Genomic DNA, 18,329 nt, shown 5'->3' on the forward strand with positions numbered 1-18,329 from the left:
ATACCACCTCCAACATCGATAGTTTTTGGAACATTCTTAACCTGTGTCAATGCGAATTGAGCTGTATCAATAAATTGAATTAACGCTTCTCCATCTGCAGTATATTTTCCTGTTACTTTTTTATGTGCCACTTCAGCATCACGAAGTAATTTCAGATTCTCAATTACCTTAGCATATTTAATCTTTTTCTCTTTGTTAAATTGTACAGGTTTTTGTATTTCAAAGTTTATTTTGTAAACTAACAATGCCGCTAGAGCAATTAATATAATCGAAATAATCCAATGAAATTTCCTTGGAATAAAATTAACAATAGCGTATGCTAAAAAACCAGTAACTGCAATACTAGCAATTATAATCAAAAATGTTATCATTTGTATTTGTCTTTTTATGTGATTACGCAAATCTACAAATTTTTTTTAATGAGAAAAACTTTTCAGCATAAATCAATTTGTATATTTGAATTTTATTTGAAATATGACAAAAAATGCGCCAGAATTTTATCAAGATATACTAAAAAAGTTTCCTTTTGAACCAACTGCGTCACAAGATATGTTGCTTGAAAAACTGTCAAACTTTATTTTTGACACTAATAAAGATGCCCTTTTTTTAATAAAAGGGTATGCAGGTACTGGTAAAACAACATCAATTAGTACTGTTGTAAATAATTTATGGAATGCTGGCAAAAAGGCTGTTTTATTGGCGCCAACTGGTAGAGCTGCTAAAGTTATTTCTAGTTATTCTAAGAAACAGGCGTTTACAATTCATAAAAAAATATATTTTCCAAAGAAAAATAAAGGAGGCGGCGTAGATTTTACGCTTCAAACAAATAAACATACAAATACATTGTTTATAGTTGATGAGGCTTCCATGATTCCAGATTCACCTTCAGCATCAAAATTATTTGAAAATGGATCTTTATTAGATGATTTAATTTCATACGTTTATTCAGGTGCTAATTGTAAGCTTATTTTAATAGGTGATACAGCTCAACTTCCACCAGTAAAGTTAGATATAAGTCCAGCACTTGATTCTCATAAGTTGGCTTTAAACTATAATAAGGATGTTGTTGAAATAGAATTAAGTGAAGTGATGCGTCAACACGCAGATTCTGGAATTTTAATAAACGCCACTGAATTACGTTTAATATTAGCAAATAATGGGTTTCATAATTTTCAGTTTCAATTAGGCTTTCCAGATTTAATTCGATTAATTGATGGATATGATATTGAAGATGCAATAAATTCAGCGTATGATAATATTGGAGTAGAAGATACCGCTTTTATTGTGCGTTCAAATAAACGCGCAAATCAATATAATAAGCAAATAAGGCAAAAAATTAGAGGTCAGGAAAATGAAATTTCTACCGGAGATTTTGTAATGGTTGTGAAAAATAATTATTTCTGGCTAAAAGATTCAAGTGAAGCAGGCTTTATTGCCAATGGTGATATTTGTGAAATTTTAGAAATTTTTAATACTAAAGAATTATACGGATTTAGGTTTGCGGAAGTTAAATTAAGAATGATTGATTATCCAAATCAAAAACCATTTGAAACTGTTTTATTATTAGATACACTTGCCTCTGAAACACCATCATTATCATACGAAGATTCAAATAAGTTATACCAAGAGGTGGGTAAAGATTTTGCACACGAAAGTTCTAAATATAAGCAGTTACTGGCAATTAAAAAAAGTAAATATTTTAACGCATTACAAGTTAAATTCTCGTACGCAGTAACCTGTCATAAATCACAAGGTGGACAATGGAAAACAGTGTTTATTGAGCAGCCGTATTTACCTGACGGGCAAAATATAGATTATTTGCGTTGGCTGTACACTGCACTTACAAGAGCGCAAGAAAAAGTCTTTTTAATTGGTTTTAAAGATGATTTTTTTAACTAAAAAAAGAGTTTTTTGTGTTAATTAGCATAAATTTTTATTAAAATTATACAAGTCTTCAAAAATAAAAGATTATTTGTTAACAAATAAACTACTTTTGCGCCCTAGAAATTATTTAGAATGATAAAAAACAATATAAAAGCTCCAAAAGCTACAAAAATTGAGCATAAATTAGAAATTCATGACGATGTAAGAATTGATAATTATTATTGGTTAAATGAAAGAGAGAATCCTAAAGTTGTAGATTATTTAACTACTGAAAATGAATATTATAGTAAAATAACAGCACATACAAATCAATTTCAAGAAGATTTATTTGAAGAGATGAAATCTCGGATTAAAGAAGATGACGAGTCTGTTCCCTATAAAAAAAATAATTATTTTTATATTACTAGGTTTGAAACTGGTAAGCAATATCCCATTTATCTTCGAAAAAAAGATAGTTTAAATGCGAAAGAAGAAATTATGTTTGATGTAAATAAACTTGCAGAAGAACATAGTTATTTCAAACTCTCAGGATTATCAGTAAGTCCAAATAATAAAATTGTTTCATTTGGAATAGATACTGTTAGTAGAGGACAATATACGTTACAGTTTAAAAACCTAGAAACTGGTGAAATTTACGAAGATAAAATTGAAAACACCACCGGAAATGCATCTTGGGCAAGTGACAATAAAACTATTTTTTACACACTAAAAAATCCGGTAACATTACGAAGTGAAAAAATTATTAGGCACGTTCTAGGTTCAGATTCAGCAAATGACATAGAAATTTATGTTGAAGAAGAAGAAGCGTTTAGCACATTTGTTTATAGAACTAAATCTAAAAAATATATAATTATAGGTTCTACAAGTACAGTTTCTTCTGAATATAGAATTTTAGAAGCTGATAATCCAACAGGTGATTTCAGAATATTTCAGCAAAGAGAACGTGATTTAGAGTACAGTATAGCGCATTATAATAATTCATTTTACATATTAACAAATAAAGACAAAGCCACAAATTTTAAGTTAATGAAAACTTCAGAAGAGAAGACATTAAAAGAAAATTGGTTTGATGTTATTGCGCATAGAGATGATGTTTTGTTAGAAGATATTTCAATTTTTAAAGATTTTTTAGTTCTTGAAGAAAGAACAAATGGATTGACCAAAATTAGAATTATGCGTTGGGATGAATCAGAAGATTTTTATTTGCCTTTTAGTGAAGAAACATATTCAGCAGGTGTTTATTACAATCCTGAATTTGATACAAATTGTATTCGTTATGCATATAATTCTATGACTACTCCAAGCTCAGTCATTGATTTTAATGTAAACACAAAAACAAAAGAAGTAAAAAAAGAGCAACAAGTATTAGGAGGTAAATTTAATAAAGAAAATTATAAAAGTGAACGATTATGGGCAACTGCTAGTGATGGAACTAAAATTCCAATATCATTAGTTTATCATAAAAACACAGCGCTTACAGAAAAAACACCATTACTTTTATACGGTTATGGTTCTTACGGAATTACTATAGATGCTGGATTTAGTACAACTCGTTTAAGTTTGTTAGATAGAGGCTATGTATTTGCAATTGCACATGTGAGAGGAAGTGAATACTTAGGAAGAAAATGGTATGAAGACGGGAAATTATTAGCCAAAAAAAATACATTCACAGATTTTATTGATTGTGCTAAATTTTTAATTGAAAAAAATTATACATCAGCAAAACATATATATGCAAGTGGAGGATCGGCTGGTGGTTTATTAATGGGAGCTGTAATTAATATGAGTCCAAATTTATTTAATGGGGTTTTAGCATCTGTACCTTTTGTAGATGTTGTAACAACTATGTTAGATGATAGCATACCGCTAACAACTGGAGAATATGATGAATGGGGAAATCCAAATACTAAAGAATATTACGAATATATGAAGTCATATTCACCGTATGATAACGTAATAGAACAAAAATATCCTAATTTGTTAATTACAACAGGAATAAATGATTCTCAAGTGCAGTATTTTGAGCCAGCAAAGTGGGTTGCTAAGCTAAGAGAATTAAAAAAAGATAAAAATATTTTACTAATGCATATTAACATGGATGCAGGTCACGGTGGGGCTTCAGGAAGATTTGATTCTTTAAAAGAAGTGGCAAGAGATTATAGTTTTATATTAGATTTAGAAGGTTGCATAAAAATTTAAAAAAAATTATTAAATTTGCACGTTATACAATATTATTCATAATTCATTTTTGAATATCTCATTATTGAATTAAACTTTAAAAAATGACTAAAAATACAGGTATAAGTAACAACATTTTAGACCTTATTGGTAATACGCCATTAATTAAGTTAAACAAAATCACTAAGAACCTTATTGGTAATTTTTATGTAAAGTACGAAGGATTTAATCCTGGACATTCTATGAAAGATAGAATTGCTATGCATATTATTGAAGAAGCCGAAAGACAAGGCGTGTTAAAAAAAGGAAGTACAATTATTGAGACTACTTCAGGTAACACAGGATTTAGTATTGCTTTGGTAAGTATTATAAAAGGATATAAATGCATATTGGCTGTTAATTCTAAAGCTTCATCAGGAAAAATAAACATGTTGAAAGCTATGGGTGCAAAAGTATATGTTTGTCCAGCACATGTTGCAGCAGATGATCCAAGATCATACTATGAAGTTGCTAAAAGATTGCATGCAGAAACTGCAAATTCAGTTTATATCAATCAGTATTTTAATAAATTAAACTTAGATGCTCATTACAATTCAACGGGCCCAGAAATTTGGAAACAAACAAATGGTGAAGTTACGCATCTAATAGCAGCAAGTGGTACAGGAGGTACAATTTCAGGAGTTTCAAAATATTTAAAAGAACAAAATCCAAGCATTAAAACATTGGGTGTTGATGCTTTTGGTTCAATTTTAAAGAAATTTCACGAAACAAAAGAGTTCGATAAAAATGAAATTTATCCTTATAGAATTGAAGGTTTAGGTAAAAACTTAATTCCAACAGCTACAGATTTTGATGTAATTGATGTTTTTGAAAAAGTAACTGATGAATCTGCTGCACATAGAGCAAGAGAATTAGCGCTTACTGAAGGGTTATTTACAGGTTACACAAGTGGAGCAGTAGTACAAGCAGCAATACAATATGCAGAAAAAGGCTTTTTTGATGAAAATTCAAAAGTAGTGCTAATATTACCAGATCACGGTTCTCGCTATATGGAAAAAATATATAGTGATGATTGGATGAAAGAACAAGGTTTTTTTGACACTCAAAAGCAAGGGCATTTAGAAGTAGAGTATATAAAATAAATAGAATAACCTACATATTTAAAAGAGGCTAAAAATCAATTTTTAGCCTCTTTTTTTTTGTATAATTAACATTTGATTAGCATAAAAAAAATACCGTACTTTGCAGTCTTAAATAAATGTAACTAAAAAATACATTTTGCCATAAATAATTAAAGAATGAAAGATATATTTGAAAGAATAATAAAGGATAAAGGCCCATTAGGTAAGTGGGCAAAACAAGCTGAAGGGTATTATGTTTTTCCAAAATTAGAAGGTGAAATTTCTAATAGAATGAAATTTAATGGTAAAGAAGTAATTACTTGGAGTATTAATGATTACTTAGGTTTAGCAAATCATCCAGAGGTTAGAAAAGCGGATGCTGAAGCAGCTGCAGATTATGGAATGGCGTACCCAATGGGTGCAAGAATGATGTCTGGACATACAAAATACCACGAACAATTAGAAGAAGAATGTGCTAAGTTTGTTGAAAAAGAAGCAGCGTATTTAGTGAATTTCGGATACCAAGGAATGGTATCAGCAATTGATGCTTTAGTAACGAAGCACGATGTAATTGTTTATGATATTGATTCTCACGCTTGTATTATTGATGGTGTTAGATTACATCACGGTAAAAGATTTACATACCAACATAATGATATTGAAAGTTTAGAAAAAAACTTACAAAGAGCAACAAAAAATGCAGAAGAGACAGGTGGTGGGATTCTTGTAATTTCTGAAGGCGTTTTTGGAATGCGTGGTGAACAAGGAAAATTAAAGGAAATAGTTGAATTAAAAAGTAAATTTAATTTTAGATTATTAGTTGATGATGCTCATGGGTTTGGAACTTTAGGCGAAAATGGAAAAGGAACAGGTGTAGAACAAGGAGTACAAGATGATATAGATGTGTATTTTGCTACTTTCGCAAAATCAATGGCTGGTATTGGAGCATTTTTTGCTGCAGATAAAGATATTATTCAGTATTTACAGTATAATATGCGTTCTCAAATGTTTGCAAAGTCTTTGCCAATGCCAATGGTAAAAGGTGCTTTAAAGCGTTTAGATATGCTTAGAACAATGCCTGAACTTAAGCAGAAACTTTGGGAAAATGTGAATGCTTTACAAAATGGATTAAAAGATAATGGTTTTAATATTGGTAAAACAAATACCTGTGTAACTCCAGTATTTTTAGAAGGTGATATTCCAGAAGCAATGGCAATGGTAAATGATTTGAGAGAAAATTACGGTATATTTTGTTCAATAGTTGTGTATCCTGTAATTCCAAAAGGATTGATAATATTAAGACTAATACCAACTACAACTCATACGTTAGAAGATGTTAAAGTGACTATAGAATCTTTTTCAGCAATGCGCGCTAAACTTGAAAAAGGGATTTATAAACGCTTAGCTGAAGCTATAATGAAATAAATTAAAATTATTTTAATTAATAAAACCTTTTAGACTTTCTAAAAGGTTTTTTGTTTTTACTAAAGGTCTTAAAACTTAAAGTATTCGTAAAGACACTAAAAAAATAAACCAATTAATAAGCTATAAATTTTACCATGAAATTTTAGTTAATTTCACGTATATTCGCAATTCATAAACTATTATTAATTGAAGCTTAAAAAGTACACTTCCGAATTTAAAAACAATCTAAAATTAGCAACTCCAATTATGATGGGCTCATTGGGTCATCTACTTGTAGGATTAATTGATGATATTATGGTTGGAAGGCTAGGACCTGTTGAATTAGCAGCAACTTCACTTGGAAATAGTTTAATTTTTATAGCACTTTCTATTGGTATTGGTTTTTCGTTTGCAATTACACCATTAATTGCTGAATCTGATGGTGAAGGAAATAAAGAAAAAGGTAGAAGTATTTTTCAGCATGGAATTATATTAATGACTATTCTAGGAATTGCTGTTTTTATAATGTTGCTTTTAATTAAGCCTATTTTATATCATTTAGATCAGCCAGATGAAGTAGTTGCTTTAGCAATTCCATATTATGAAATTGTAGCAATATCTATGATCCCATTAATGATTTTTCAAGGCTTGAAACAATTTACTGATGGTTTATCTGAAACAAAATATGCGATGTATGCCACAATATTAACCAATATTGTAAATGTATTATTAAACTTTGCTTTAATTTATGGCTATTGGATTTTTCCTAGATTAGAGATTGTGGGTGCTGCACTTGGAACATTGTTTTCAAGAGTTGTAATGGTAGTTTTTCTTTTTGTTGTACTTCAGAAGAAAGAAAAATTTGCGATGTACATGAAACGCTTACAACTTCATGAATTACAAAAAAAAGTATTTAAAAAAATAATATCGCTTGGTTTTCCAACAGCCCTGCAAATGTTGTTTGAAGTAGGCTTATTTACAGCTTCTGTTTTATTGGCAGGAACTTTAGGTGCTTTACCTCAGGCGGCGAATCAAATAGCGTTAAAATTAGCGTCAACAACGTTTATGATAGCAGTTGGTATAGGTGTTGCTTCAACTGTGAGAGTAGGAAACCAAAAAGGATTAAAAAATTATGTTGAGTTAAAACGAATTGCCTTTTCAAATTTTCTGCTAATTTTAATTATAATGTTTGCTTTTTCAATTGGGTTTGTGGTTTTAAAAGATACTTTGCCTTTACTGTTTACCAATAATTTGGAAGTAATAGCAATGGCTTCAAGCTTATTAGTTGTTGCAGGATTGTTTCAGCTTTCAGATGGTTTACAAGCAGTTATTTTAGGTGGATTAAGAGGCTTGCAAGATGTAAAATGGCCATCAATATTATCATTTATTGCCTACTGGATTATAGGTTTTCCAATTTGTTATTTTTTGGGAAAAGAAGATGCTTTGGGAACTTTAGGTATTTGGATTGGACTATTAACTGCTTTAACGAGCTCAGCTATAATGCTATTTTTTAGATTTAATTATTTGTCGAATAAATTAATAAAAGAAAAAAATGAACTTACCTAAATTTTTAATAGGAGATAACACTGAATACAATTCAGCAATATTTGTTATCCATACAGAATTTCCAAGATTCATCATTAATTTAGTTGATGATGAAATTGAATGGCTTGAAGATTTTGATGGTGCAGATCAAGAAGAATTAGAAACACAAGTTGCTGTACTTATTGAAGAAACTTCAGCTTTTTATGATAGTGAAATGGAGAGTTATAAGGAAGACTAAATAATTATTTTATTCATCGTTATTTAATAAGCTAAACGCTTGTCCAACCCAATCGTCACGCTCAATTCTACCTGGAAAAAACTTTATTAATTCAGTTACTTTAACAATATCTTTACTGTTAAAATTACTAATTTGTTTGAAAGTGAAAATTTCAATATTGTTTAAATTCTTTTCAATTGAAGTGCCAATTCCCTTAATTAATTGCAAATCATCTTTATTTTGTAAGGTTGCAATTCCAATTCTACTAAAATTTAATCCTTCATGAGTATCTACAGGCACCGTTTTTATCATTTCTTTGCCGCCACGTTCAAATGTTTTGGTAGCTCTAATTTTTGAAATGTCATCATTAAGGTTTAATTCTTCATGCGTGTAGAAATCTACTGATTTATTTCCTTTCTTAGTTGTTTTACTAAAACGACCAAAATAAAGTCCAATTAAAAAAGTGCCCAACATCCAGCAAAAAATTTCAATTAAATGGATTATGTGAACGTCAGAAAATATTGATAAATGCATAGATATAAGTTAGTTTATTTTTAGTTCAATTCTTTTATTTATAGCTCTTCCTTTTTCAGTAGTTTTATTAGCAATTGGTTCAGATTCTCCTTTTGTTCGCGTTTCAATTTTAGTACTATCAATACCATGAATCACAAAATAATCTTTCACTTTGTTGGCTCTAATTAATCCAATAATTAAATTATCTTCAAAATATCCAAGATTATCAGTATGTCCAATTATTTCTATTTTTTTATCAGTGTATTTATTTAAATATTGCTTTAAAGAGGGTGTGAATTTTATTAAATTTTTATTTACTAATAAAGTGTCATTATTAAATTCAATATAAAGTGTTTTGTTTTCAATACTATTTTCTAAACTATCAATAGTTGATTTTCTTAATGTGTTGATTTTTAAATAAATACCGTTATTGTAAAAACCTTCATAGCTATATGTAAAGTTTGAGATTTTGCTATTAACTTTAATTTTTAATTCAGATAAATTAGTAGTAATTAGTTCATTTTTAACAATTTTAGCACGTTTCAATCCTAAATTAGGTGTAGTTTCTTCTTGCAAATATTTTCCGGTAATTAATAGCTCTTTTGAATAATCATTAGTTAATATAGATATAATACTATCTTTTAACAAAGGAAGCTTTTCAATACTAGAAACAGTTATACTACCTTTCTGAATAGTTAAACCTTCAGAATAATTATATAAAATAGTTTGTGCAGCATCAGTAACTAAAAATAAAGAATCGTTACGTATGCTTACTGTACTTGAGTCTAAATTACAGGTGTCAAAAGTTTTGAAACTAATAAAATGATGAAATGATAAGGCTATTAATACCCAAATAAAAAAAACGGTAGTAGCTTTAAAATAGTGTAGCATGATTTATTTTTAGCACGCTAAATTTAATAATAAAAATTAATGAGCGCAAATAAAAAATACGTTAACTAACTATTTTATAGTATTAAGTTGCTATTTTGCTGCGGAAACTAACTCAAGTTTACTTAAAGTTGTTTTAGTTGTAAAGACACCATAATTAATAAAAACATTCTTTTTTTCAATTTTATCAATAGTTCCATGTGCGTTACTACCAATAATTTTAACGGTATCATTAATTTTAAAAATATAGTTTGCCTTTTGTTTTGCCACTTTATGAGCTTCACTTTTTTTAATTTCTCTAACTTTAGTAACTTCAACTAATACTTCAGTTTCAATAGTTTTAAGTTTTGTTTTTACCTTTTGCTTTTGAATTTTAACTTGTTTCTTTTCAACTTTAGTTTTTGCTAGTGGAGGATTCTTTTTTAGGTGTTTAGTTTTTTCAATTGTAACCCAAGCATTAAAATCGGCTATCAATTGTTTTTTATTATTGGTTTGAAAATATTTATGAACTAATTCATTTGTTTTTCTTCCAAAAACAAGCATTTTTTGGTTACTATCATATAATTCTTGAAAACCTTCTAATTTTTCTTGAATTTTAAGCTGTTTCACCGATAAACTATCGGTTTGTTCAACTGCTTTTGATTTTTCTTTTTCTAAAGTTTCAGCGTTTTTTTGAAGTTTATTTCGTTCTTTTTGAAGTTTAGAAATAGTTTTATCTAATCGTACCTTTTCCCCATCAACTCGTTTTTTAGCCTTGTTAATTAAGCTAAATGGAATTCCATTTTTTTGTGCAACTTCAAATGTAAAAGAACTACCAGCTTGTCCAATAAATAACTTGTATAGTGGCATTAATGTTTTCTCATCAAACTGCATATTGGCATTAGAAACATTTTCTAATTCACTTGCCAACACTTTTAAATTAGCATAGTGTGTGGTAATAATTCCAAAAGCACCTTTTGTATAAAACTCTTCTAAAAATATTTCAGCCAAAGCACCTCCTAATTCAGGGTCACTTCCAGTTCCAAACTCATCAATTAAAAATAAGGTATTGTTGTTACAACTCCTTAAAAAATTACGCATATTTTTTAAACGATAACTATATGTACTTAATTGATTTTCAATGGATTGATTATCGCCAATATCAGTTAAAATTTTATCAAAAAAACATGTTTTTGAGCGTTCTTCAACAGGGATTAATATGCCGCTTTGCAACATAGTTTGTAGTAAGCCAATTGTTTTAAGCGCAATACTTTTTCCACCAGCATTAGGTCCAGAAATGACTATAATTTGTTGTTGCTTATTTAATTCAAGAGTTTGTGGTACCGTTTTTAACTTTTTTAAGTTGTTATTAATTAATAATATTGGATGATATGCATTTTTAAAATAGACTCTTTTTTCTGAAGTAATTTCAGGTAATAAACCACTAATTTTATGTGCATATTTAGCTTTTGAAGCCACAACATCTAATGTTGTTAAATAAGTTTGATAACTTATAATATTTGGAATATATGCTCTTAAAATGTTCGTTAAATCTTTTAAAATCCTAATAACTTCTTGATGTTCTTCATACATCAAATTTTGAAGCTCTCGGCTAAATTGTAGTGTGGCTTCGGGTGCAATAAACACAATACTTCCTGTTTTAGAACTTCCAACCAAACTACCTTTTACTTTTCGTCTGTGCATAGCAGCAACAGCTAATACACGTTGGTTGTCAATAACAGATTCTCGTATTTCATCTAAATAGCCTGCGCTACTGTATTGGCTTAACGCTTTTGAAAAACTACCACCAATTTTAGACCTTATGGAATGTATATTGCTTCTTATTTGTTTAAGTAGTGCTGATGCATTGTCATTAACCTCACCAAATGAGGATATTTTTTTCTCTATATTTTCAACTATTGGTTTTTGATATTCAATTTCTTCAGAAAAAGAAAATAGAGTAGGGTAATAAAATTTAAACTTTTTTAAAAATTGAAGTAATTCAAAAATGGTTGTTGTATTGTTTACTATTTTTAAAAACGAAGGGGGTTCTAGATAACTGTTTTCAATATTAAGCAAATGAATTTCCTTTTGAATATCATCAAAATAATGATTAGGAATTTTATTTTCGTTAATAAAGCTAGTTAAATACTCGTTTACTTGCAATAATTCAGGTTGAAGCGTTTTTAAACTCTTAAAGGGTTTAATTTGTAACACGTTACTTTTACCTAAATCAGAAATACAAAATTCACTAACTGAATTTAATACAGTCGCTAATTCTAAATCTAACAATGTTTTTTCTGAAATATTACTCATAAAAAATAGTACTTTTGAAAAGTTAAGCAAAAGTATAAATTTAAGCCGAATAGCAATCATGAAATTGATAATAGCTGATAGTTGGAAAATCCGTCTAAATACTGAATTTGAAAAGCCTTATTTTAAAGAACTTACACATTTTGTAGCAAATGAATACGAAGTAAATACATGTTATCCTCCTGAAAAACAGATTTTTGAGGCATTTAATTTATGTTCTTTTGAAGATTTAAAAGTAGTAATTATTGGACAAGATCCATATCATGGCGAAGGACAAGCTAACGGATTGTGTTTTAGTGTTAATAATGCTATTACGCATCCACCTTCATTAAAAAACATATTTAAAGAAATTAAAGCTGATATTAAAATTCCAAATCCAGAAAGTGGAAATTTAGAACGTTGGGCAAAACAAGGCGTCTTGCTTTTAAATGCTACTTTAACAGTAAAAGCACATGAAGCAGGCTCGCATCAAAAAAAAGGATGGGAACAATTTACCGATGCAGTAATATCTTTAATTTCTGAAGAAAAAGAAAATGTAGTGTTCTTACTTTGGGGAGGTTATGCACAAAAAAAAGGTAAAAAAATTGACAGCAAGAAGCATTGCGTTTTAACAAGTGGACATCCATCTCCATTAAGTGCTAACAGAGGCTTTTGGTTTGGAAACAACCATTTTAGCACTACAAATAACTATTTAAAAAGTAAAGGGATAAGCACCTTAGAATGGTGATAATTGTCATAAAGAAATTATGTAATTAATGTTACTTTTACTTCAAATTAAATTATAAAAAATGAAAAATAATATACAATTTTTTGCAGTAATTTTTAGTGTTTTAGTACTAGTGAGTTGTAAAGAAAAAGAAAACTATAAAAAAATGCCTTTAAAAGAGGCCAAAGCAACATCTAATGTGCATAAAATAGTTGTTAAAGAAACTTTAAATGGTGGCGGTTATACCTATTTAAATGTTAATGAAGAAGGAAATAGTTACTGGATGGCAATTCCAAATACACCCGTAACAATTGGTGAAACTTATTTTTATGAAGGTGGAATGGTTATGAAAAATTTTGAAAGCAAAGAATTGAATAAAACTTTTGATTTTATAACTTTTAGTGAAGGTATTAGAACAACGGAAGTTGCTAAAGTTGTAAAACAAAAGAATCCACACACAAACTCTGAGGTTTCTAAAGTTGAAGAAGTTATTAAGATTGAAAAGCCAAAAAATGGAACTTCATTAAATGAATTATTTTCAGCAAAGAAAACTTTTTCTGCAAAAACAATTATAGTAAAAGGGAATGTTATAAAAGTAAATAATGGAATTATGAGTAAAAATTGGGTTCATATTAGTGATGGCACTCAGTTTGAAGGTGAAAAAAGTTTAACCGTAACTACGCTTGAAACCGTTAAAGTTGGTGATGTTATTACTTTTAAAGGAATCATAATTTTAGATAAAGATTTCGGCCAAGGATATGTATATCCTATCTTAATGGAAGAAGGTGAAATAATAAAATAGGATTTAGTACAGTTTGTTAATTTAATAAAAGACTGGTTAAGAATTTAAAATTTAACCAGTCTTTTCATGTTTTTAAATATAGAATGTTTACATTTTTTTATCAATAAAAATCATCACATCTCTTTCTATTGCAATGGTTTTTGTATAAATAGCTTTTGCACGTGTTAAAATAGCATCCGCAAAAACTCTATCTTTAATATCTTTTGCATTTATACGAACATTAAAATAAGCACCAATAACAGCTGTTCTAGCGCATAAAACACCAACACCAGTGTCTGAGAGTGAACTTTGCAAACCATCTTTTAACATGGCTTGCATAACTTCCATTGAATTAAATGCTGTTTCCATCACTTGAAATGGTATTTCAGTAGCATATTTGGTAGCGTTTTCAACGGCTAGTTTACGAGCTTCTACTTCTTCAGGGTTAGATTTTGGCATTCTAAAACCTTCAATAATTTTATTAAACGCATTGGTATCTTCATCAACTAAATACAACAGTTTATTTTTATATGCTTGTCCTTTTTCAGCCCAATTAGAGTAAAATTCCCATTTATCATCCCAACCAGCTTTATGAGCTGATAAATTAGCAACCATAGTTCCCAAAGAAACACCTAAAGTACCAACATAGGCAGCAATTGAACCACCTCCAGGAGCCATAGATTCACCTGCAGTTTCTTCAGCAAAGCCACTCATAGTAAAATCAACTAATTTTTTAGTATCGTCTTTTAATAAATATTCAATGATTTTTTCTTGTGGATTGAACGGTTTTAAATCATCCAAACCTAAAGATTTTACAGCAATTTTAATTTTCTCCTCTTCTGAAATTCCTAGTGAACGTTCTTGTTTACGTAAAAAATAATCTCCAGCATCTAACATGGCTTGTAAAGGAATTAAGCCAATTAATTCAGAACCCGTAACACGTAAACCTCTTTCAATGGCAGATTTAACAGTCTCATCAAAAGCAACGTGCATGGAAGTAATATTTATATTGGTTAAATTGTATGAGATTTGTGCAATTCCATATTCATCAATATACCAACCAATACCTTTTACCGCTTTTAATTTTCCTGGAATACGAATAGGTTCTCCATTAGTATCTAATAATTTTTTTCCAGTAGCAGGATTTCCTTCACGTTGTACTCTCCCAGCTTCACGAATGTCAAACGCAATAGCATTGGCTCTTCTGGTTGAAGTTGTGTTTAAATTTACGTTGTAAGCAATTAAAAAATCACGTGCAGAAATAGCTGTACAACCAGATTTAGCAATACTTGCATTAAATTGAGAAGGACCAAAGTCTGGTTTCCAAGCAGGATTTATTAATTTTTCTTTCAATCCTTCATATTCACCTGAACGGCAATTCGCTAAGTTGATTCGCTTTGGTTCTTTTGCTGCGTTTTCGTAAAAATAACCAGGAATACCTAGTTCTTTTCCAACGCGTTCACCTAATTGATGTGCAAAAACAGCCGTTTCTTCTAAAGTTATTCCAGAAATTGGGACTAACGGACAAACATCAGTTGCTCCAAAGCGTGGATGTTCACCACTATGTTTGCTCATATCAATTAATTCAGCCGCTTTTTTAATTAATTTAAAGGCCGCATCAATCACATTTTTTGGTTCGCCAACAAAAGTAATTACAGTTCTATTTGTTGCATTTCCAGGATCAATATCTAACAGTTTAATGCCTTCAACAGTTTCAACAACGGCTGCAATAGCGTTAATTTTTACCAAATCTCTTCCTTCACTAATATTTGGGACACACTCAATTAATTGTTTGTTCATTTGTATCAAAATTTTATGTTCAAATTTAAGGTGTTAATTTGATTTTAGATGCTACTATTTTTAAATAATTGCTGCAGATATTAACTGATTGTATTATTTAATGCTATTTTTGATGAGTTCTCGATACGCTTTGCTACTCGAACTCACGAATAAAGTTAAAACGTCACTTCGAGTGATTTTTGAAAAAAAGTGTATCGAGAAGTAATGATGAGTTCTTAATATGCTGAGCTACTTGAACTGATGAATAAAGTTAAAACGTCACTTCGAGTGGTTTTTGAAAAAAATTGTATCGAGAAGTATTTTGAAACTAAATTATGATAAAAAAAAGCTATGTATATATGCTTAAATGTTCAGATAATACTTATTATACAGGAGTTACTAGTAATTTAGATATACGATTAAGTCAACATGAATCAGGTTTTTATAAAAACAGTTATACCCATCAAAGGAGACCCGTAGAATTAGTTTTTTATGCTGAGTTTACAGATATAACTATTGCAATTGAGAAAGAAAAACAATTAAAAAAGTGGTCTAAAGAAAAAAAAGAAGCTTTAATCAATAATGAATATGATAGTTTAATTAATTTAGCAAAAAAGAAGTTCAAAAAGTGAAGTGTTCTCGTTCTCGATACAATTTTAAAACAAATGCTATTTGTTTTAAAATCACTCGAACTGACGAATAAAGTTAAAACGTCACTTCGAGTGATTTTTGATGAAAAATTGTATAGAGAAGTGTTTAAAATAACATGTTGAATATTTTATAAAATTAAAAAAATTGAAAAAAGTACTTATTACAGGAATGGCTGGTTTTATTGGTCATCATTTAGCAAAATTATTGGTTGCTTCAAATTTTGAAGTTGTTGGTTTAGATACTATAAACGAGTATTACAATCCGAAATTAAAATTGGCTAGGTTGCAAGATTTGGGTTTTAATACTGAAGAAATTGAATATAATAAATTATTGAAAATAGAAAATAATTCATTTATAAAATTAGACTTAACAGATTTAACAAATTTAAAGGCACTGTTTGAAGAACAACAATTCGATTTTGTAGTTAATTTAGCAGCACAAGCAGGAGTGAGGTACTCTTTAGAAAACCCACATTCGTATGTAGATAGTAATATCACTGGTTTTTTAAACATTTTAGAAAGTTGTAGAGCATTTCCTGTAGAGCATTTAATATTTGCTTCATCAAGTTCTGTGTATGGTTTAAGTGAAGAAATTCCTTTTCAAGAAGACAATTGTACAGATCATCCTTTAGCAATGTATGCTGCAAGTAAAAAAGCAAATGAAATGATGGCACATTCGTATGCTAATTTGTATAATATTCCTTCTACAGGTTTACGTTTTTTCACAGTGTACGGCCCTTGGGGAAGACCAGATATGGCGCTACATATTTTCACAAAAGCTATTGTTGAAGATAGAGAATTTGAAGTGTTTAATCACGGAAATATGAGCCGGGATTTTACCTATGTAGGTGATATTGTTGAAAGTATTAAGCGATTATTACCAAAACCACCAAAGGAAAACAGCATTGAATTTAATGCTAAAAAACCAGTTCCTTCAAAAAGTTCGAAAGCATATCAACTATTTAATATTGGGAATAACAGTCCAGTTGCATTAATGGATTATGTAAAAGCTATTGAAAAAGCATTGGGTAAAAAGGGTAAAATTGTTTTTAAACCAATGCAGCCAGGTGATGTACAATCAACGTACGCAAATGTGGAAAAGTTATACAATTATATTAATTTTAAGCCACAAACTAAGTTAGAAGATGGTATAAAAGCCTTTGTTGATAAATACCTTGAATTAAAATTATAAGCGCTATTTTTTTAGTGTAGCTAAATACCAATAACGAAAACCCAACGCTAAAATTAGTGGTAAAATAGCAAAATTAAAGATCTGAATTTTAGCAATCCACACAATAATAGTTAGGGCTAAAAGAAACATTAGTAGGTAGTTATATTGTTTTACCCAATTTGGAAGTTTAAGTTTAAACATGTAAAATGAGACTAGCAAATTTGGAGCAAAAGCCCATAAGAAATTTAAATTTTTATACGTTGCTGTGTGAGAAGTTGCAAACCACAACAGCAATACCACAATTCCAATAATTCCTGTACTAAAGAAGATTGAAAAATCTAACCATTTTGTTCTTTTAGAAGTTTTGTTTTTAAAAGTGATAAAAATAAGCAGCAAACTAATAAATAGTAATACAAAAAAAGGTCTACTAACTATTGAGTTTTTGCTCTTTAATAAATTTTTGTTAACCGTTAAAATAGTTCGTTCTTTTTTTACAATTGGTTGTATGCCATTTTTAGTTTTAATAGTTGCGTTGTTAAAAGCTTCAAAAACATAATCAGGTAAAAATTTGTACTCATCTTTCGTTGCTTTGTCATCAATTACAGAGCCCAACGCTAAATCTATTCCAAATTTCGACCATTTTTGTTGAACTGTATAATCTGTAATTAAGTCTCTGTGTGTTTTGTTTGAAGAGATATGAGAATTACTAAAAGTAACTTTATCATTTAAAATATGTTTTAGAATATCTTCAATTTTAGTAGAACAATTATCATAAAAAAAATCATATTGATAATCTCTATTTTCAGGTGTTGCATTGTTTTCTAAAAAGTTGAAGGTAGCCTGAACTTCAGTAGAAGTTAAGTTTAATTCTTGCGTTTTTACCCAACGATTTTCGTATTGATAGGCTCTTAAAAAACGGCTAAAACTAGAAGTTGATAATTGATATGTTAGTTGTCCTTTTGCAAAATTTAGGTAAAAATTAGGCGCATTAAAGTCAAAAGTCCCATAATTATAAACTTTATCAATTCCTAAACTAGCATCATGTATTCTAAAAGCACTATGTCCAAAAGTTGAGTATAATTCATTTCCAGGGCCACAAGTTATAACGCTTACTGTTGCTTTTGAAGATAATTGTTGCTGTGCTTCTATGTGAAAAGAATTGAAAAGAAGTAATCCAAAAAATAAAAATAATTTATTCAT

At 29.3% G+C, this 18,329-nt stretch carries 15 protein-coding genes and 1 pseudogene; 10 read left to right on the plus strand and 6 right to left on the minus strand.

Annotated features, from left to right (window positions below; genetic code table 11):
* A pseudogene (locus tag GQ540_RS10710) lies at positions 1 to 371 on the minus strand (hypothetical protein); the annotation flags it as partial.
* Positions 372 to 474: 103 nt separating this feature from the next.
* Between GQ540_RS10710 and GQ540_RS10715 the strand changes: the two are divergent.
* The 6 genes from GQ540_RS10715 to GQ540_RS10740 all read left to right on the plus strand — a co-directional run bounded on the left by GQ540_RS10715 (position 475) and on the right by GQ540_RS10740 (position 8,370).
* Positions 475 to 1,899 (plus strand): ATP-dependent RecD-like DNA helicase, encoded by a 1,425-nt coding sequence (locus GQ540_RS10715; protein WP_291800869.1) that lies wholly within the window; start codon positions 475 to 477, stop codon positions 1,897 to 1,899.
* Between the two features lie 117 nt (positions 1,900 to 2,016).
* Positions 2,017 to 4,083 (plus strand): S9 family peptidase, encoded by a 2,067-nt coding sequence (locus GQ540_RS10720; protein ID WP_291800871.1) that lies wholly within the window; start codon positions 2,017 to 2,019, stop codon positions 4,081 to 4,083.
* A gap of 83 nt (positions 4,084 to 4,166) precedes the next feature.
* Positions 4,167 to 5,204 carry a PLP-dependent cysteine synthase family protein gene (locus GQ540_RS10725; RefSeq protein ID WP_291800873.1) on the plus strand — a complete coding sequence of 346 codons (1,038 nt, stop codon included), beginning with the start codon at positions 4,167 to 4,169 and terminating at the stop codon, positions 5,202 to 5,204.
* Between the two features lie 156 nt (positions 5,205 to 5,360).
* Positions 5,361 to 6,608, plus strand: a complete 1,248-nt coding sequence (locus GQ540_RS10730) for an aminotransferase class I/II-fold pyridoxal phosphate-dependent enzyme (protein WP_291800875.1) — start codon at positions 5,361 to 5,363, stop codon at positions 6,606 to 6,608.
* A 186-nt stretch (positions 6,609 to 6,794) separates the two neighbouring features.
* On the plus strand, positions 6,795 to 8,153 hold the full coding sequence (locus GQ540_RS10735; RefSeq protein ID WP_291800877.1) for an MATE family efflux transporter: 1,359 nt from the start codon (positions 6,795 to 6,797) through the stop codon (positions 8,151 to 8,153).
* Complete coding sequence (locus GQ540_RS10740; RefSeq protein ID WP_291800880.1) at positions 8,140 to 8,370, plus strand: hypothetical protein; 231 nt, start codon at positions 8,140 to 8,142, stop codon at positions 8,368 to 8,370. Before GQ540_RS10735 ends, GQ540_RS10740 begins: the two co-directional genes overlap by 14 nt.
* A 9-nt stretch (positions 8,371 to 8,379) precedes the next feature.
* Here the strand turns inward: GQ540_RS10740 and GQ540_RS10745 are convergent, their stop codons facing one another.
* From GQ540_RS10745 to GQ540_RS10755, 3 genes are all read right to left on the minus strand, one after another.
* The gene (locus GQ540_RS10745) at positions 8,380 to 8,883 is read right to left on the minus strand and encodes a hypothetical protein (RefSeq protein WP_291800882.1); all 504 of its coding nucleotides are present in this window, start codon (positions 8,881 to 8,883) and stop codon (positions 8,380 to 8,382) included.
* A 9-nt stretch (positions 8,884 to 8,892) separates the two neighbouring features.
* Complete coding sequence (locus GQ540_RS10750; RefSeq protein WP_291800884.1) at positions 8,893 to 9,753, minus strand: OmpA family protein; 861 nt, start codon at positions 9,751 to 9,753, stop codon at positions 8,893 to 8,895.
* 90 nt (positions 9,754 to 9,843) lie between these two features.
* A complete protein-coding gene (locus tag GQ540_RS10755) occupies positions 9,844 to 12,045 on the minus strand; it encodes a DNA mismatch repair protein MutS (protein ID WP_291800886.1) in 2,202 nt (733 codons plus the stop codon).
* Positions 12,046 to 12,103: 58 nt separating this feature from the next.
* Between GQ540_RS10755 and ung the strand changes: the two genes are divergently transcribed.
* Positions 12,104 to 12,769: a uracil-DNA glycosylase gene (gene ung / locus GQ540_RS10760; RefSeq protein ID WP_291800888.1), complete on the plus strand. Its 666-nt coding sequence runs from the start codon at positions 12,104 to 12,106 to the stop codon at positions 12,767 to 12,769.
* Positions 12,770 to 12,830: 61 nt separating this feature from the next.
* Positions 12,831 to 13,550 carry a hypothetical protein gene (locus tag GQ540_RS10765; RefSeq protein ID WP_291800890.1) on the plus strand — a complete coding sequence of 240 codons (720 nt, stop codon included), beginning with the start codon at positions 12,831 to 12,833 and terminating at the stop codon, positions 13,548 to 13,550.
* A gap of 87 nt (positions 13,551 to 13,637) precedes the next feature.
* Here the strand turns inward: GQ540_RS10765 and ftcD are convergent, their stop codons facing one another.
* Positions 13,638 to 15,329, minus strand: a complete 1,692-nt coding sequence (gene ftcD / locus GQ540_RS10770) for a glutamate formimidoyltransferase (protein ID WP_291800892.1) — start codon at positions 15,327 to 15,329, stop codon at positions 13,638 to 13,640.
* Between the two features lie 317 nt (positions 15,330 to 15,646).
* On the opposite strand from ftcD, the gene GQ540_RS10775 reads away from it, so the two are divergent.
* Positions 15,647 to 15,940: a GIY-YIG nuclease family protein gene (locus GQ540_RS10775; RefSeq protein ID WP_291800931.1), complete on the plus strand. Its 294-nt coding sequence runs from the start codon at positions 15,647 to 15,649 to the stop codon at positions 15,938 to 15,940.
* 163 nt (positions 15,941 to 16,103) lie between these two features.
* Positions 16,104 to 17,150, plus strand: coding sequence for a GDP-mannose 4,6-dehydratase (locus tag GQ540_RS10780; protein ID WP_291800894.1), 1,047 nt, complete (start codon positions 16,104 to 16,106; stop codon positions 17,148 to 17,150).
* A gap of 3 nt (positions 17,151 to 17,153) precedes the next feature.
* Here the strand turns inward: GQ540_RS10780 and GQ540_RS10785 are convergent, their stop codons facing one another.
* Positions 17,154 to 18,329, minus strand: coding sequence for a DUF4105 domain-containing protein (locus tag GQ540_RS10785; protein WP_291800896.1), 1,176 nt, complete (start codon positions 18,327 to 18,329; stop codon positions 17,154 to 17,156).

The sequence above is a fragment of the Lutibacter sp. genome (genome assembly GCF_013139515.1).
Classification (GTDB): domain Bacteria; phylum Bacteroidota; class Bacteroidia; order Flavobacteriales; family Flavobacteriaceae; genus Lutibacter.

Coding starts and splice junctions, on each gene's coding strand:
- GQ540_RS10715 (WP_291800869.1), top strand. CDS start 475: ATGACAAAAAATGCGCCAGAATTTTATCAAGATATACTAAAAAAGTTT.
- GQ540_RS10720 (WP_291800871.1), top strand. CDS start 2,017: ATGATAAAAAACAATATAAAAGCTCCAAAAGCTACAAAAATTGAGCAT.
- GQ540_RS10725 (WP_291800873.1), top strand. CDS start 4,167: ATGACTAAAAATACAGGTATAAGTAACAACATTTTAGACCTTATTGGT.
- GQ540_RS10730 (WP_291800875.1), top strand. CDS start 5,361: ATGAAAGATATATTTGAAAGAATAATAAAGGATAAAGGCCCATTAGGT.
- GQ540_RS10740 (WP_291800880.1), top strand. CDS start 8,140: ATGAACTTACCTAAATTTTTAATAGGAGATAACACTGAATACAATTCA.
- GQ540_RS10745 (WP_291800882.1), bottom strand. CDS start 8,883: ATGCATTTATCAATATTTTCTGACGTTCACATAATCCATTTAATTGAA.
- GQ540_RS10750 (WP_291800884.1), bottom strand. CDS start 9,753: ATGCTACACTATTTTAAAGCTACTACCGTTTTTTTTATTTGGGTATTA.
- GQ540_RS10755 (WP_291800886.1), bottom strand. CDS start 12,045: ATGAGTAATATTTCAGAAAAAACATTGTTAGATTTAGAATTAGCGACT.
- ung (WP_291800888.1), top strand. CDS start 12,104: ATGAAATTGATAATAGCTGATAGTTGGAAAATCCGTCTAAATACTGAA.
- GQ540_RS10765 (WP_291800890.1), top strand. CDS start 12,831: ATGAAAAATAATATACAATTTTTTGCAGTAATTTTTAGTGTTTTAGTA.
- ftcD (WP_291800892.1), bottom strand. CDS start 15,329: ATGAACAAACAATTAATTGAGTGTGTCCCAAATATTAGTGAAGGAAGA.
- GQ540_RS10785 (WP_291800896.1), bottom strand. CDS start 18,329: ATGAATAAATTATTTTTATTTTTTGGATTACTTCTTTTCAATTCTTTT.